This is a genomic window from Mycobacterium sp. NGS54, from assembly GCF_059812465.1.
In genome coordinates, this window is sequence record NZ_JCALCS010000009.1 from 158088 (window position 1) to 172926 (window position 14839).

Genomic DNA, 14839 nt, shown 5'->3' on the forward strand with positions numbered 1-14839 from the left:
GCCCACCACGCGCGTAAGGAGGCCCGCATGGACGCCGTCGTAGCGGCCCGGCCGACCGAAATCCCCAGCGGCACAAGCCAATCGCGCCGCGCGTGATTCCGACACGCAAGCGCGTCGTCGTCGCCGGACTGGGAGATGTCGGTGTCCTGACCGCCATCCGCCTGGCCCGGCACGCCGACGTCGTCGGGATCTCCGCCAAGCCCGCCCTGGTCAGCGGACAGGAACTCGGGGTCCGGCTCTCCCGCCCCGAGGACTGGGCCCGCGACTACTGGATCCCGTTCGACAGGTTCCGCCGCCTCGACGGCGTGCGCACGGTGCAGGCGACGCTGACCGGCCTCGACCTTGCGACTCGAACGGTGTTGGGCCGGAGCGAAGACGGCACGCCCGTTGCCGAGGAGTACGACGCGCTGGTCATCTCGACCGGCGTCAGCAACGGCTTCTGGCGCCGCCCGACCCTGCAGTCGCCCGACGAGATCGGCGCCGAGCTGCGCGCCGCCCACGACCGGCTGGCGGCGGCCGAGTCGGTGATCGTCGTGGGGGGCGGGGCGGCCGCGGTGAGCAGCGCCGTGAACATCGCGACCACCTGGCCGGGCAAGCGGGTGGACCTGTTCTTCCCCGGCGAACGGGCGTTGGGCGAGTATCACCCGGCGACGTGGCGGCGCATCCACGACCGATTGACCGACCTCGGCGTGGGCCTGCACCCCGGCCACCGCGCCCAGATCGCCGACCGCTTCTCGGGTGAGGAGATCACCGGGGAACCGGTCCACTGGAGCACCGGCCAACCCCCGGCAGCCGCCGACGCCGTGCTCTGGGCGATAGGCCGGGTGCGGCCCAACACCGACTGGCTGCCACCGGAACTCCTCGACGAACGCGGCTTCGTTCGCGTGACACCCCAGCTGCGGGTGCCCGGTCACCCCGGCGTGTTCGCGGTCGGCGACGTCGCGGCCACCGACCCGCTGCGCAGCTCGGCCCGCAATCGGGGAGATTCGTTGGTAGCAAGCAATATTCGCGCCGAGTTCGCCGGCCGGGAGTTGCGCGCTTTCCGGACTCCGGGGCGGCGGTGGGGTTCGTTGGTGGGCATCCAGCCCAACGGGCTCGAGGTTTTCTTCCCCACGGGCCACTCGTTTCGGTTCCCGTCGTGGTCTGTAGAGCGGGTGGTGATGCCGTGGATCGTCCGATGGGGCATGTATCGCGGGATCCGCGAAAATCAGCCGCTTCGGGAACTCAGCTCTTGATGGACCCCGTTCGCTTGGTGGTGAACGTCGCGACGCACACCATGGCGCGGTCCCCACGCTGCCACGATTCCCGCGTGGGCGGCATGATCGCGAGGTCGATGTCGGGATCCAGCAGCGCCGCCGGCGAGTACGAGGCCAAGTCGTCCTTGCAGTCCTTGCCGTAGGCGCCGAAGCCGGACTCGCCCGGGAACGGGCCGTCGGGAACGGTCACGATCCCGGCCACCTCCGCCGCATGGGGCCGGTCGCAGCTGGTGGTGTCGACCGAGGAGATTCTGTTCCCCCTCGGCAGCTCGGCGAAGCAGTCCCCGACCTTGATGTCCCGCGCGTTGACCGTGTGCGTCGGCGACAGGGCGACCACCGCGATGAGGACGGCGATGCCGATCGCCCACGCGCCGGACAGCACGAGCCCGCCGATCGCCAATCCTCGTCCGCGCTGCCCACCGGGTTTCGTTTTGCCCAGCGCGATGAGACCGAAGATGACGCCGAGCAGGATTCCCCCGAAAGCGCCGAAAATCAGTGAGGCGATGGCGAATCCGCTGGTCGTCTGGGCCTGCGGCGGTTGCGCGTAGCCCGGCGGCGGGTAGGGGCCGGGCGGGTATGGCGCGGGATACGGACTCGGCGGGTACGGCGGCGGATAGGGCGCCGGCGGGTACGGCCCCGGGTAAGGCGGCGGGTATCCACCCTGGGGCGCGGGTGGTTGGTATGGGGGCGGCGGGCCCGGGTCCATCGGATGCGACATGCCTAACTGTACGACCGGAGGTGTCGTCGCGCCTCATTGAGGCGCTCGCGGGCGGCCGGTACCGATCGGATGGCGCTAATCGCCTGTGCGCGTGTATGTTTCGTCGAAGTCAACGCTCCATTGGCAGTCGGAGCGGCCCGACGACTCGTCCAGATGGTCGTGGCCGATCAGCTGCGTGATCGGATCCTGTGGCGGCTGCGGCAGCGCGTATTGGCCGGTGGCCCGAGCGTAGACGGCGCCGCCGCAGCCCGGATCGTTGTCGTCGTGCTCGACGTGCAGGGTCCAGGTCCCGCCCTCGAACACCAGCGGTGTGTCAATCGTTTTCGAGTGGAAATAGCTCATGCACCGCTCGCCGGTGCGCAGGCAGTCGGTGATGACGGCCTGGTCGGTCTGCTGTGGCGCGATCCTGGCCTTGAATTTTCGGACGAGGTGGTAGCGGCCGTGCAGCGCTGCGGCCGGCGAGCCCACCCGCGGTGGTAGCGCGTTCGGGTCGGGGAGCTTGTTGATGTCGACGTCGCCGGAGCGGGTGAAGGTCACCGTCCGCTTTTCGTTGCACGCGTTGGCCGAGGCCCCGCGGTATTCGCCGACGAAGGTGCCGTCTGGCCGCGGCTGCAGCGTCAAGACCTGCCACACCTCGGCCGGGGCGTTTCGGCACTTGTCCGAGCCGATGGTCACGGCCAGCCAGCGCCCGTCCACCTCGTCGAACACCGCGTTCGGTGCGAGCCTCAGCTCGCCGCTGACGCGTTGCGCGGTCGCCCGGCAGCCGCTCGACCCGCAGGTCGAGCGGACGGCGTACGTGTCCGTTTCCGGGCCCGCGCCCTGCCCCGGGACACCCTCGAGGGTGGTGCCCTGGCCGAAGCGCACCTGGTAGACACCGGTGAAGGGGCCGGTGTTCGGCGTCGCGGCGGCGGTATTTCCCGGCGCGGCGGTCGGATTGGTCGGGGCGGTGTGGCCCGGACCGGGGTGCCGGAGAAGCTTCACGCCCGCGAAGACACCACCGGCGACGACGAGCGACGCGATGCCCACCAGGGCGCCGATGAGCGCCCGGGGGCGGCGGCTCGGTCGCAGGGCGGGGAGAGTCGCGTCGATCCGCGGTTGGGTGTCCGGGAATGGAATGTCGCCGGGCTGGGCGAAGCCCGGGCCCAGCTGGCGGGCCAGTTGGTCGGCGAATTCGCGGCAGCTGCCGAACCGTGCGGATGGCTCCTTGGCCATCGCGGTGGCGAACACGGGATCCAGCGCCGCGAGCTCGGGGCGGCGGGCCGCGATCGAGGGCGGGGCGGCGTTGATGTGTTGGCTGATCACGATGGCGGGGTTGGAATCGGCGTACGGCGGCGAGCCGGTGAGCAGGTGAAAAGCGGTGCAGGCCAACGCATATTGATCCGCGCGCCCGTCGACCCGCTCTCCCTTCAGTTGCTCGGGCGCCACGTAGGCCACGGTGCCGACCGTCATGTTGGTCGCGGTCAGCCCGGTCGCGTCATCGATGTGGCGTGCCAGCCCGAAATCGGCGAGATACACCCGCCGCGCCTGACCGTCGGGGTCGGTGAGCAAGATGTTGGCGGGCTTGACGTCACGGTGCAGCAACCCCCTTCCATGCGCGTAATCCAGCGCCGACGCGACCGCCGTGATGATCGCCACCACGTCTTCGAGCGGCATCCCGCCCGGGTTGTCGCGCAGCAGCCGGCCCGCATCGGTGCCGGCCACGTAATCCATTGAGATCCAGAATTGACCGTCCTCTTCGCCGCGGTCGTGGATCGTCACGATGTGCGGATGGGACAACCCGGCCGCCAACTCGGCCTCACGCATGAAGCGGCCCCGAAACTCCGGGTCGCCCGTCAGGTCGGCGGGCAGGACCTTCAACGCGTCCTCGCGCGGCAGTCGGGGATGCGCCGCCAGGTACACCTGGCCCATCCCGCCCGCGCCCAGCACCCGCACGATCGTGTACCCGGCAAACACCTGACCCGTCTCGAGCGACATGGGCAAATCGTAAATGCTCAAGCCCCAGCGGCACCTAAATTCGCCACGAATACGGAGCCGCGCTGTCTGGGCAAACGTGGTGCGCCGCCCTTCCCCCTTAATCGCCGGTGCGCGTGAAGGTTTCGTCGAAGTCCGTGTTGAGCTCGCACGGCGCGCTCTGTTCCTGGTGAGCGCGGCCGGCGAGCTTGGCGATGGGGTCCCCGGGCGGTTGAGGCAGCGGATACACCCCGTTGGATTTCATGCGCGCGGTGCCGCCGGAGTGCGGGCAGGTGACATCGGCGTCGACGTTCCAGGTCCAGCGTCCGTCTCCGAATACCAGCGGCTGGTCGGCCGACGGTTCGTGGAAGTAGCTCATGCACCGATCGGCGGTACGCAGGCAGTCGGTCCTGACCGCGGTGTTCAACTGCTGCTGCGGCAGGCCGTTCGCGAAGGTTCGCGTCACGCGGTAGCGGCCACGCAGCCCCTGGGCCGGCGACGCCACCCGCGGCGGCTGGGCGCCCGGGTCGGGAAGGGTTTTCACGTCGACGTCGCCGGTACGCGTGAAGGACACGGTGCGCTTGTTGGCGCAGGCGTTGGCGGCGGTCGACGTGTATTCGCCGTCGAGGCCGCCGTCGGGACGGGGCCGCAGCGTGAAAACCTGCCAGAATTCCGCGGTTGCCTCGCGGCACGCGTCGGGCGCGACGGCGACCGCGATCCAGGCCGCGCCGATCTGGTCGAACACCATCGTCGGTTGCGCCACGGTTTCCCCGCCGAGGCGGGACGCGGTCATCACGCAGCCGGCTGGGCGGCACACCGAGCGCAGGCCGTAGGTGCTCGTCAGCGCCGGCGGGGAACCCGCGTCCGGAACGTCGTCGAGGGCGATGTTCGGCCCGAACTCGGCCCGATAGGTGCCGATGAAGGGGCTCGCCGGCGGGGCCGGGCTGCCCGGACCGGTGAACTTCAGCAGTGCGACGACGCCGGCCGCGACCAGCAACGCGATCCCGGCCAGGGCCGCGACGAGGACAGCGGGGCGGCGGCCCACCCGTCTCCAGACGGAGGGTTTCACCCATTGCGGCGCAAGCACAGTCGGGCCCGACGCTTGTTGGGCATCCAAGTCGGCCATCTCGAGGTGCCGGCCCAACTCCCGGGCGAACTCCCCGCAGCTGTTGAACCGGCCGGCCGGGTCCTTGGCCAGCGCGGTGGCGAAGACGGGATCCGCGCCGGTCAGCTCCGGGCGGTGGGCACCGATCGACGGCGCCGCGGCGCTGACGTGTTGGCCGATCACCACCGCGAGGTTGGGGCCGCCGAACGGCGGCGACCCGGCCAGCAGATGAAATGCGGTGCACGCCAAGGCGTATTGATCGGCGCGGCCGTCGACCAACCCGGCCATCAACTGCTCGGGCGCCGCGTAGGCCGCAGTGCCCACCGCCATCCTGGTCGTGGTCAGTCCCGCCGCGTCGTCGACGCGCCGGGCTATCCCGAAGTCGGCCAGGAAGATTCGCCGCGGCTGTCCGTCCGCGTCGGTCACCAGAATGTTGGCCGGCTTCACGTCGCGGTGCAGCAGGCCCCGGTGATGCGCGTAATCGAGCGCCGAGGCGACCGCGTTGATGATCGCCATCGCGTCGTCGACGGGCATCCCGCCCACGAATTTCTCGCGCAACAGCCGGGCCACGTCGGTGCCGGGCACGTATTCCATCGAGATCCAGAATTGACCCTGATATTCACCGCGGTCGTGGATCCCCACGATGTGCGGGTGGGAAAGCCCCGCGGCCAGCTCCGCTTCCCGCTCGAATCGCTCCCGGTACTGGGGATCGGCGGTGACCTCGGTCGGCAGCACCTTCAGCGCGTCCTGGCGCGGTAACCGCGGGTGCGAGGCCAGATAGACCTGCCCCATGCCACCCGAGCCCAGCGGCCGCAGGATGGTGTAGCCGGCAAACACCTGACCCGTCTCGAGCGCCATGGCCGAATCGTAGATGCACGCCGCGCGGATCAGTGGCTGTTGAGCAGCAGCATGAGCCCGTAGTCCATGTGGATCTGCTGATGGCAGTGCAGCAGCGACAGCCCTGGCTGATCGGCGACGAAATCGATCTCCATGCTTTGGTACCCGCCCAGCATCGCGACGTCCTTGCGCACCCCGGCGGTCGGTGTGCCGGCGATGCGGGTGATTTCGAAGGTGTGGCGGTGCAGGTGCATCGGGTGCAGGTCGTCGGTGGCGTTGCGGAACCGGATCCGATAGCGCTTGTCGCGCTGCAGATCGAGCACGGGCTGATTGGTCTCCATGGAAAACGCCGTGCCGTTGAACATCCAGACGTTGAAGCCGTTGTCGGCCGCGTTGCGCTTCTCGATCAGCATCTCGATGGTGCGTTCCGGCGGCGGCGCCGGCGCGGGGCTCGGCGGCGCGAACAGCCGGTAATCCCACTTGAACGGCGCGGGCGCGGCCCATTGGGGGTCGCCGCCGCGCCCGGCGTATTCCACCACCACCCCCATGCCGTTGCCGCGGTCGTCGTCGGACAGGTCACCGAGCACCCACACGCCCGGGTTGGTCATGTTGACGACCGCCGAAATGCGTTCGGCCGCACCGAGCCACAGCACCGGTACCGGCGCCGGTTTGGGCACCGGGTTGCCGTCCAGCGCGATGACGTTGAAGGTGTGCCCGGGCAGGGCCAGGCTGCGGGATTCGGTGGCGCTGCCGTTCAGGACATGCAACAGCACCCGCTGTCCGGGCCGGACGCGGATGGGGTCGCCGTGGCCGAGCATGCGCCCGTTGACGGCGAAGGCACCGTAGCTGACCTCGAAGCCCTTCGGCTCGCCGCGCGACAGCGAGGCCGCCATCGAGGCCTCGCCCTTCTCCTTGAGGTCGGCATCCGGTTCGCCGGCCAGGAATGCGCTGGCCATGTCGCCCCCGCGGCTGAAACTGGGCTCGAACTCCTTGAGCGTCAGGAAGATCTCTTGGTCGTAGGCGCCGGGGTTCTCCTTGGGTTCGATGTAGACCGGGCCGACGAGGCCGCTGTACTGGCCGCGGGACAGATCGGCCCGCGGCACGACGTGGGTGTGATAGAACCGGAAGCCCGCCGGGCCGGGCACAAACGAAATGCGCCGCATGCCGTGTGCCGGAATGTCGGGGGTGCCCTCCTCGGCCGAGCCGTCGACGTCGACGCCCACGTGCTGTCCGTGCCAGTGCAGCTGCTCGGGGGCGTCGGTGTCGTTGAAGATGTCCACCCATGTCCGTTGCCCCTCCTTGAACCGCAGCAAGGGACCGGGGAATTGGCCGTTGTAGGTCAGGGTCGTCGCGGTGTGGCCGGGCGCCAGCTGCACCTTTCCGGTGCCGATCCGCAGCGTGTAATCGGGCTTGCCGGCGGGCGGTCCGGGCGGCGTCGTTCGTGAACAGGCCGCCGCGACGCCGGCGGCCCCGCTCGCCGTGATCATCGCCAGCCCGCCGAGGAAGCGGCGTCGGTCGAACGGCATCATCACCGCTGCCGGGCGAGGGTGGGCAGCAGGAATTCGATCCGGTCGTTCAGTTCGCCTGCCACGCGCCGGAATTCGGGGTAACTTGCCCTGCCCGCGGCGGACGGGTCCGGCAGGCTCCAGTGCATCGTGGTGGCCACGCCGTGGTCGTCGGCGTATTCGCGTACCTTGTCGCACAGCGTGATCACGCAATCGAAGCGGCGACGGGCGACCGCGGCCAACGGCCGGGGCCGGCCGCCCCCGAGGTCGATGTCGTACAGGTCGCGCATGATCCGCACCGCGTTCGGGTGAATCTGGGATTTGGGATGGCTGCCCGCGCTCGCGGTACGGACGCGGCCCGCGCCCTTCTTCCGCAGCAGCGCCTCGGCCATCGGCGAGCGCGCACTGTTGCCGGAACACAAGAACAGCACCGACCCGGCCGGCCGGATGGTGCCAGCGGGTGCGAGCGCCGGATGCAAAGCGCTTGCCGCCCCGGCGAATTGCGCCGCGCACCCCGCCAGGTTCAGGTGGTAGTAGGTGTCGCGGGCATCGAAGTTGCTGCGCCGCGCGTCGATTAGCCCCGCCGAGCGCAACAGCCGCAGGTGATACGACACCAGGTTTTGCGGCTCGCCGACGGCGGCGGCCAATTCCCGTACCCGGTGGTCGCCCGCGGCGAGCTCGGCGAGCAACGCCCACCGCACCGGATGCGACGCCATCTGCATCAGCGGGGGAACGTCCGCGCGCTTGGTTACCGCCACCTCATGGAGAATACATCAAACTGATTTGATAGGTTTGGCGCCGTGAACGAGCTGCGCCGGACCCTGGGCGTGTTCGACGCGGTGGTGATCGGGCTGGGCTCGATGATCGGCGCCGGCATCTTCGCGGCGCTCGGCCCCGCGGCACGCGCCGCCGGCTCCGGGCTGCTGTTGGGGCTGGCGTTGGCGGCGGTCGTCGCCTACTGCAACGCCACCTCCTCCGCGCGGCTGGCCGCCCTCTATCCGGCCTCCGGCGGCACCTATCTGTACGGGCGCAAGCGGCTTGGCGACTTCTGGGGCTATCTGGCGGGTTGGGGCTTCGTCGTCGGCAAGACCGCCTCGTGCGCGGCGATGGCCCTGACCGTCGGCGCCTACGCCTGGCCGGCGCAGGCGCACGCGGTGGCCGTCGCCGCGGTGGTCGCACTGACGGCGGTGAACTACGTCGGGGTGCAGAAGTCGGCGTGGCTGACCCGGATCATCGTCGCGGTGGTCCTGGCGGTGCTGGCCGCGGTCGTCGTCGCCGTCTTCACCTCCCACAGCGTCAGCGCCGAGCGCCTGCATATGGCGGGCGTCACGGTCGGCGGTGTCATCCAAGCGGCGGGACTGCTGTTTTTCGCCTTTGCCGGTTACGCGCGCATCGCCACGCTGGGCGAGGAGGTGCGCGACCCGGCGCGCACGATCCCCCGGGCCATCCCGCTGGCACTGGCGATCGCGCTGGCCGTCTACGCGCTGGTGGCCGTCGCGGCGCTCGCCGCGTTGGGGCCGCGGCGCCTGGCCCAGGCGTCCGCGCCGCTGTCCGAGGCGGTGCGAATGGCGGGGATGGCCTGGCTGGCGCCGGTCGTGCAGGTTGGCGCGGCGGTCGCGGCGCTGGGCTCGCTGCTGGCGCTGATCCTGGGGGTCTCGCGGACCACATTGGCGATGGCGCGCGACCATCACTTCCCCCACGCTCTCACCGCCGTGCACCCCAGGTTCGGCGTCCCCCACCGCGCCGAGCTGCTGATCGGCGTCGTGGTGGCGGTGTTGGCCGCGACCGCCGACCTGCGGGGGGCGATCGGGTTTTCCTCGTTCGCGGTGCTCATCTACTACGCGGTCGCCAACGCCTCGGCGTTCACGCTGGGGCCCGACGAGGGCCGCCCGCCGCGCGCGATACCGGTGGTCGGGCTGGTCGGGTGCGTGGTGCTGGCGTGCGCGCTGCCGCTGTCTTCGGTGCTGTCGGGGACGGCGGTGCTGGGGATCGGTGCCGCGGCGTACGCGATTCCCGGGCGGTCCGAACGGGAAGACTGAGCGGGTGACCGAGCCCGGAACAGACGCATTCGAAAAGCTGGTGGCGCTGCTGAACTATCCGATGTTCGTGGTAACCACCCAGGCCGACGGTGTGCCGGCCGGCTGTCTGGTCGGTTTCGCCAGCCAGGCCAGCATCCATCCGCCGCGTTTCCTGGTCGGGTTGTCCACCAAGAACCACACGTTCCGGGTGGCCGCGGGCGCCAGCCACCTGGCGGTGCACGTCTTCGACCGCGAGCATCTCGGTGTCGCGGAGTTATTCGGCAGCCAGACCGGCGACGACATCAACAAGTTTGACCGCTGCTCCTGGCATCGCGGGCCGGCGCAGCTGCCTATTCTCGACGACGCGGCCGCCTGGTTCGCCGGCAAGATCCTCGACCGCTTCCCCCTGGGTGACCACGTCGGGCATCTGCTCGAACCGGTGGACGGCCAACCTCCGCGAGAGCTCGAGCAGTGGGTGTCCTTCGGCGACGTCCGCCATCTTGAACCGGGCCACGAGGCCTGAGGTGACGCCCCGGGTGGGCGCAGTCGGCGACATCGCCGAACTCGCGTCGTTCTACGCCGATCCCCCACCGGGCGTGCGCGCCAACATGATCTTCAGCGCCGACGGCGCCGCGGCGTTCACCGGTCGGGCCGGCCCGCTGTCCTGTCCCACCGATCAACGGCTGCTGAGGATCCTGCGCGGCTTCGCGGACGTGGTTCTGGTCGGCGCGGGCACGGCGCGCGCCGAGAACTACGGCCCCGTGCGGCTCGTCGATGCGCACCGGGGCGTCCCGCCGCCGATCGCCGTGATCACCCGCACGGGGAACCTGCCCGCCAGGCTGTTCAGCGATCCCGACCAGCCCCCGATCCTGGTCACCTGTGCGCGCTCGGCCGCCCGCCATGTCGCGCGCCGGCGGATCCTGGTGGCCGGCGAGGACTCCGTCGATCTGGCGCGGGCCGTCGAGCTGCTGCGCTCCCAGGGCATGGACCGCATCCTGTGCGAGGGCGGGCCGACCCTGCTCGACGAGCTGGTGGAGGCCGACGCCGTCACCGAAATCTGTGTGACGGTGGCCCCCAAGCTCGCGGGGAGTCAGCGCGTCGGCAGCCGGCGGCCCGCACGGCTGTCCGTGCCGGTCGAGATGCGGCTCGAGCACGCCTTGGCCTACGACGACTACGTGTTCCTGAAGTATCGCCGCTGAGCGGGCGGTCAGCCGCGGGGATAGCCTCGGCGGACCGTCCGGTCGAGGATGCCCAGGGTTGCCCGCAGCGCACCCTCGGAGAGGACCGGAAAAATCCCGGCGTCGCGCCACTGCGGGTCGATGTTCGACCAGTCGTAGAACGAGGTGACCACGGTGGACGCGCCGCCTTCGGCCGGCTCGAGCCGGTAGCCGTAGACGTGGCCTATCTGGGGGCGGATCTGGCCGAGAATCGTCCACGAAATTAGCCGATCCTTCTCGAACTCCTTGATGTCGACGGTGACGTCGTATTTGCCGAGCTGCGGATAGTCGTTGAGCGACTCGCGGTCCATGTGCACCACGAAGCTGTCGCCGATGCCCGTCACCGGGTCACCCTCGGCGTCCTGGAGCATGCCCGAGGAATCGATGGACACGTGGCCCTGCGGGTCGCACAACACCGCGAAGATGTCGGCGGCCGGGGCTCCGATGGTGCGGCGGGTCTCGATGCGTTCTTCGGTCATGGGTCCTCGCAGCCGGCGCAGACAACCTGATTTGCCTCGCCGATTACTCTACGTCGCCGCGGCCGGTCACCGTCAGTGCCTTCGCGATTGCTGGACGCTCGCTCGGCATGCAGCGACGCACTGCGCTTCCTATGATGAGAGCTTGGGGAAAATTCCATCGAATTGCCTGCGCGACATAATCTTCAGTCCATCGCCGTCCGACTTCTTCTCGCGGGCACAGAGAGGAGGTTGGCGGGCGACGTGAAGGATTCAAACGGCGAGGACGAATACCGCAATCTGGCGGTGAACCGGCTGCGGCCCAGCGAGCTGCAATGGGCGCTGAACAACGATTCCGTGCACGGGATCGCCTACGCGTTCCGCAACCCCGTCGCCGTCGCCGAGTCGATCGACGATCCGCAGGACGACCGCAAGACCTATCTGATCCGGGTAAGGCGTGACGATTTGGCCTCCGCCCTGGGAAAGATCAACGACTGGATCGTCAGAAATCCCGGCCCGGCGGGCATGCAGGCCTACGGCTTCGTCCGGGCGCTGTCACGGGAGGGGCTCAGCGAAAAGACCGGCGAGGAGGAATGCCGGTGATCCCCGCCGACCCCGGAGTTCGTAGCCAGCCGACCGGGAATTAGCTGGCTTTCTGGCAATTCAGCGTGCCCCGCGGTTGCCCGAACCATTAGCCTTATGCCTGGCACGCCGCGCTTCGGTGTGGGTTTTGCGGCGCGTGGCGGCGGGTGAGGAGTCGGCGATGGGTGACACGACCGCGGATTCGCGGGAGGGCTCGCAGTTCGGGCCGTATCGGCTGCGGCGGCTGGTCGGCCGCGGCGGCATGGGCGACGTCTACGAGGCCGAGGACACGGTGCGGGAACGCATCGTGGCGCTCAAGCTGATGTCGCAGACGCTGTCCAGCGATCCCGTCTTCCGCTCGCGAATGCAGCGCGAGGCCCGCACCGCGGGGCGGCTGCAGGAACCGCACGTCGTGCCGATCCACGACTTCGGCGAAATCGACGGGCAGCTCTACGTCGACATGCGCCTGATCGACGGCAACAACCTGGCCGCCACGCTGAGCCGTTTCGGACCGCTGTCCCCACCGCGGGCGGTGGCGATCGTGCGCCAGATCGGCTCGGCGCTCGACGCCGCGCACGCGGCCGGGGTGATGCATCGCGACGTGAAGCCGGAGAACATCCTCGTCAGCGCCGACGATTTTGCGTATCTCGTCGATTTCGGGATCGCCAGCGCCACGTCCGACGAAAAGCTGACCCAGTTCGGCACCACCGTAGGCACCGTGAAATACATGGCCCCGGAACGGTTCAGCGAAACCGACGTCACCTATCGGGCCGACATCTACGCGCTGGCCTGCGTCTTGTATGAGTGCTTGACCGGCTCCCCGCCCTACACGGGCGACACCATCAGCGTGATGGGGGCCCACCTCAACCAGGCGATCCCGCGCCCCAGCGCCGCGCGCCCGAGCATTCCGGTGGCCTTCGACGGCGTGATCGCGCGCGGCATGGCCAAGGATCCCGCGGCGCGTTACGCCACCTGTGGTGACCTGTCTGCGGCCGCGTACGCCGCGCTCGCCACGCCCGATCAGGATCGGGCCACCGACATTCTCGAACGCAGCCAGGTGGCCAAGCTGCCGGCCGCGTTCGCCGGCCAGCCGCCCAGCGGTTTCGCAGCCATGCCCCCGTCCGTCATGGCGAACCACGCGCCGCCCCCGGCCCCGGGGTGGCCCACGGGATCGGCGCCGGGGACACCGGTGGGCGGTGGACCGGTGCCGCAGCCGACGGGATGGCCCGGCACTCCCACCTGGGCTACGGGCGACATGGGCAGCGCCGGCGCCCCGCTATGGGGGCAGCCGCCACCGAGCAATCGGAAGCCCTTGCTGTGGATCGGCGCCGCCGTGGCGGTGGTGGTCGCCGTGGTGGTCGGCTTGGCGGTCGTCGCCGCCCATCCCTGGGATTCGGCGTCCCCGTCGACCCGGCCCGCCACGCCGACGTCGGCGGCGCCTCCGCCGGACGCGGTGGAACTCAAGGTGCTCGACGACGGTGTGTCCATCGGCAGCTCGGCCGCCCCGACGACGATCGACATCTTCAACGAGCCGATCTGCCCGCCGTGCGGCAGCTTCATCCGATCGAACGCCGGTGACATCGACAGCGCGGTGAACAACAAGAAGCTCGCGGTGCGCTACCACCTGCTCAACTTCCTCGACGACAAGTCGCACAGCAAGAACTACTCGTCGCGCGCGGTTGCCGCGACGTATTGCGTTGCGGGGCAGAACGATCCGAAGCTCTACATGAACTTCTACTCGGGCCTGTTCGCCAGCAACTTCCAGCCCGCGGAGGACGCCCCCGAGGACCGCACCGACGGCGAACTGGCCCAGCTGGCCAAGACCGTCGGCGTCGACGCCAGCGTGATCGACTGCATCAAGGCGGGCGATGACGTCGGCACCGGGAAGGCCAAGGCCGCGGCCGGGGACGCGACGCTGACCGGACTCAACGCCACCGGCACGCCGTTCGTGTGGGACGGCACCAGGTCGATCAACTACCAGGATCCGACCTGGCTCACCAAGCTGCTCGGGTAGCCCGCGGAATGCGGTTGCGGCGGTCGGAGATTCCGCCGCACGTCCGTCCGTTCGCCGCTAGGGATGCGGCGTGGACGGTGCCGGCGAAGGCGTTTGTGACGGACCCATCATTCCGCCAGGACCCATCATTCCGCCCGGGCCCATCATGCCGCCCATTCCACCGGGACCCATCATTCCGCCCATTCCGCCCTGGCCCATCATCGGGCAGCTGCCCTCATGGCCGCCGTAATAGCCCCGGTGCCAGCCGGAGTGGGCGCCGGAGGACCAGCCCAGGAATAGGCCCCAGAACAAGATCGACCCGACGATGAAAACCACGCCGGCGACGATGACAACCCACGCTGCGGCTTGTCCCAGACGGCTGGGCGCGCCGTATCGGTTGCCGTAGCGGGGTTGCTCGCTCACGGGGGTCGGTTCGATCGTGGGTTCAGGTGTGTCTGTCATGGTTCGAAGGATCGCACACATATACCCCACGGGGGTAGGGACTATTGGCCCTAGTATGGGAGGTCTGGATCTGGTCAGCTTGGCGAAGCGACTCCGGATTAGAGGGAACGTCATGGTCAAGTTCAGTCGACGGGCGGCGCTTGCCACGCTCGGTGCGCTGGGTGCGGGCAGCGTGTTAGGCCTGCAGGCGGCCCGTCGCAGCATCGTCGCGTCGCCGTCCGCGGGTATCCGGCTGGCCGACGGATGCGGTTTCATGGGTTCGGGTTCGGTGGACATGAGCCGCTATATGGAGATGTTCATGCGGCACCGGGAAATCAGCCGCACGGTGGAAGAGATTCCGGGCGGGGTGCGCACCACCACCCAATCGAGCTCACCGGAGCTTGCCGCCCAACTCCAGGCGCATGTCTCGAGCATGTACGCCCACCTCGATCAAGGTACGGAGGTGAAATGCATGAGCCAGAGCCTGCCGACGCTGTTTCGCCGCGCGAACGGCTATCGCCGCCAATTCACCTTTACCGCAACGGGTGTGACCGCCGAGGAGACTTCCGAGGATCCCGCCCTCACCGACGCCATTCGCGCCCACGCGCGCGAGGTTACCGGGTTCGTCGAGCAGGGAATGCCCGCCATGATGCAGCAGATGATGGGCGGCTGCATGATGGGACCGGGCGGGATGATGGGCGGCTGCATGATGGGACCGGGCGGGATGATGGGTCCGCCCGGTGGCCGTTAAACCGTTGCGCG

14 protein-coding genes are annotated in these 14839 nt (G+C 69.4%); 7 read left to right on the forward strand and 7 right to left on the reverse strand.

Going from position 1 to position 14839, the window contains the following annotated elements:
* Window positions 1-95 precede the first annotated feature (95 nt).
* Window positions 96-1235, forward strand: coding sequence for an NAD(P)/FAD-dependent oxidoreductase (locus AC5Y5E_RS27480; RefSeq protein WP_499906886.1), 1140 nt, complete (start codon window positions 96-98; stop codon window positions 1233-1235).
* On the opposite strand, the gene AC5Y5E_RS27485 is transcribed toward AC5Y5E_RS27480, so the two are convergent.
* The 5 genes from AC5Y5E_RS27485 to AC5Y5E_RS27505 all read right to left on the reverse strand — a co-directional run bounded on the left by AC5Y5E_RS27485 (window position 1225) and on the right by AC5Y5E_RS27505 (window position 8129).
* The gene (locus AC5Y5E_RS27485; RefSeq protein ID WP_499906677.1) at window positions 1225-1974 is read right to left on the reverse strand and encodes a DUF4190 domain-containing protein; all 750 of its coding nucleotides are present in this window, start codon (window positions 1972-1974) and stop codon (window positions 1225-1227) included. The two genes, AC5Y5E_RS27480 and AC5Y5E_RS27485, sit on opposite strands and share 11 nt — an antisense overlap.
* 75 nt (window positions 1975-2049) lie before the next feature.
* Entirely contained in the window at window positions 2050-3948 is a 1899-nt protein-coding gene (locus AC5Y5E_RS27490) for a serine/threonine-protein kinase (protein WP_499906679.1), read from the reverse strand.
* 97 nt (window positions 3949-4045) lie between these two features.
* On the reverse strand, window positions 4046-5887 hold the full coding sequence (locus tag AC5Y5E_RS27495; protein WP_499906681.1) for a serine/threonine-protein kinase: 1842 nt from the start codon (window positions 5885-5887) through the stop codon (window positions 4046-4048).
* A 29-nt stretch (window positions 5888-5916) separates the two neighbouring features.
* Complete coding sequence (locus AC5Y5E_RS27500) at window positions 5917-7398, reverse strand: multicopper oxidase family protein (protein ID WP_499906683.1); 1482 nt, start codon at window positions 7396-7398, stop codon at window positions 5917-5919.
* Complete coding sequence (locus tag AC5Y5E_RS27505; RefSeq protein ID WP_499906685.1) at window positions 7395-8129, reverse strand: arsenate reductase/protein-tyrosine-phosphatase family protein; 735 nt, start codon at window positions 8127-8129, stop codon at window positions 7395-7397. The genes AC5Y5E_RS27500 and AC5Y5E_RS27505 overlap by 4 nt, the downstream gene beginning before the upstream one ends.
* Window positions 8130-8171: 42 nt before the next feature.
* On the opposite strand from AC5Y5E_RS27505, the gene AC5Y5E_RS27510 reads away from it, so the two are divergent.
* The 3 genes from AC5Y5E_RS27510 to AC5Y5E_RS27520 are packed head-to-tail and all read left to right on the forward strand — an operon-like array spanning window position 8172 to window position 10588.
* Window positions 8172-9410 (forward strand): APC family permease, encoded by a 1239-nt coding sequence (locus AC5Y5E_RS27510; RefSeq protein ID WP_499906687.1) that lies wholly within the window; start codon window positions 8172-8174, stop codon window positions 9408-9410.
* Window positions 9411-9414: 4 nt separating this feature from the next.
* Window positions 9415-9912, forward strand: coding sequence for a flavin reductase family protein (locus tag AC5Y5E_RS27515; RefSeq protein ID WP_499906689.1), 498 nt, complete (start codon window positions 9415-9417; stop codon window positions 9910-9912).
* A gap of 1 nt (window position 9913) precedes the next feature.
* Window positions 9914-10588 carry a pyrimidine reductase family protein gene (locus AC5Y5E_RS27520; RefSeq protein ID WP_499906690.1) on the forward strand — a complete coding sequence of 225 codons (675 nt, stop codon included), beginning with the start codon at window positions 9914-9916 and terminating at the stop codon, window positions 10586-10588.
* Between the two features lie 8 nt (window positions 10589-10596).
* On the opposite strand, the gene AC5Y5E_RS27525 is transcribed toward AC5Y5E_RS27520, so the two are convergent.
* Window positions 10597-11085, reverse strand: a complete 489-nt coding sequence (locus AC5Y5E_RS27525) for an SRPBCC family protein (RefSeq protein WP_499906692.1) — start codon at window positions 11083-11085, stop codon at window positions 10597-10599.
* Between the two features lie 282 nt (window positions 11086-11367).
* Here AC5Y5E_RS27525 and AC5Y5E_RS27530 point away from each other — a divergent pair, with 282 nt between their 5' ends.
* Both AC5Y5E_RS27530 and AC5Y5E_RS27535 read left to right on the forward strand, forming a co-directional pair.
* A complete protein-coding gene (locus AC5Y5E_RS27530) occupies window positions 11368-11664 on the forward strand; it encodes a hypothetical protein (protein WP_499906888.1) in 297 nt (98 codons plus the stop codon).
* A gap of 160 nt (window positions 11665-11824) precedes the next feature.
* On the forward strand, window positions 11825-13657 hold the full coding sequence (locus AC5Y5E_RS27535; protein ID WP_499906694.1) for a serine/threonine protein kinase PknE: 1833 nt from the start codon (window positions 11825-11827) through the stop codon (window positions 13655-13657).
* 57 nt (window positions 13658-13714) lie between these two features.
* Here AC5Y5E_RS27535 and AC5Y5E_RS27540 read toward each other — a convergent pair whose 3' ends face one another.
* A complete protein-coding gene (locus AC5Y5E_RS27540) occupies window positions 13715-14098 on the reverse strand; it encodes a hypothetical protein (protein ID WP_499906696.1) in 384 nt (127 codons plus the stop codon).
* 112 nt (window positions 14099-14210) lie between these two features.
* Here AC5Y5E_RS27540 and AC5Y5E_RS27545 point away from each other — a divergent pair, with 112 nt between their 5' ends.
* Complete coding sequence (locus AC5Y5E_RS27545; protein ID WP_499906698.1) at window positions 14211-14828, forward strand: hypothetical protein; 618 nt, start codon at window positions 14211-14213, stop codon at window positions 14826-14828.
* The last annotated feature ends 11 nt before the right edge of the window (window positions 14829-14839 follow it).

Bases quoted from the DNA above. Each gene is read 5' to 3' on its own strand.
- AC5Y5E_RS27485 (WP_499906677.1), bottom strand. From the start codon at position 1,974: ATGTCGCATCCGATGGACCCGGGCCCGCCGCCCCCATACCAACCACCC.
- AC5Y5E_RS27490 (WP_499906679.1), bottom strand. From the start codon at position 3,948: ATGTCGCTCGAGACGGGTCAGGTGTTTGCCGGGTACACGATCGTGCGG.
- AC5Y5E_RS27495 (WP_499906681.1), bottom strand. From the start codon at position 5,887: ATGGCGCTCGAGACGGGTCAGGTGTTTGCCGGCTACACCATCCTGCGG.
- AC5Y5E_RS27525 (WP_499906692.1), bottom strand. From the start codon at position 11,085: ATGACCGAAGAACGCATCGAGACCCGCCGCACCATCGGAGCCCCGGCC.
- AC5Y5E_RS27535 (WP_499906694.1), top strand. From the start codon at position 11,825: ATGGGTGACACGACCGCGGATTCGCGGGAGGGCTCGCAGTTCGGGCCG.
- AC5Y5E_RS27540 (WP_499906696.1), bottom strand. From the start codon at position 14,098: ATGACAGACACACCTGAACCCACGATCGAACCGACCCCCGTGAGCGAG.
- AC5Y5E_RS27545 (WP_499906698.1), top strand. From the start codon at position 14,211: ATGGTCAAGTTCAGTCGACGGGCGGCGCTTGCCACGCTCGGTGCGCTG.